Below are 202 nucleotides of genomic sequence, written 5' to 3'. Positions count from 1 at the left end.
CCCCGCCAGAATCTCCTGACGCGCATCACGCGGGGCCCCCGACGCAACGGAGGAACCGCTGTAGTCCGGCGCGGGCAGCGCCTTACGGTCCAGCTTCCCGCTAGGCATCACAGGCAAAGCCTCCACGACCACCACGGCCGAGGGCACCATGTACTCCGGCAGTCGCCCGGCCAGCCGGGCCCGGACCACGGCCTGCTCCACA

Annotated in this window: 1 protein-coding gene; it reads right to left on the bottom strand. The window is 71.3% G+C overall.

All coding sequences use genetic code 11. The features are described 5' to 3' along the window. Positions 1–202 (bottom strand): hypothetical protein (locus tag IO24_RS41885; protein ID WP_037670226.1); only part of this gene is annotated, 202 nt, incomplete at both ends.

The sequence above is a fragment of the Streptomyces flavovariabilis genome (assembly GCF_000725785.1).
GTDB lineage: Bacteria > Actinomycetota > Actinomycetes > Streptomycetales > Streptomycetaceae > Streptomyces > Streptomyces hawaiiensis.
This window is presented reverse-complemented; position numbering and strand designations above follow the sequence as displayed.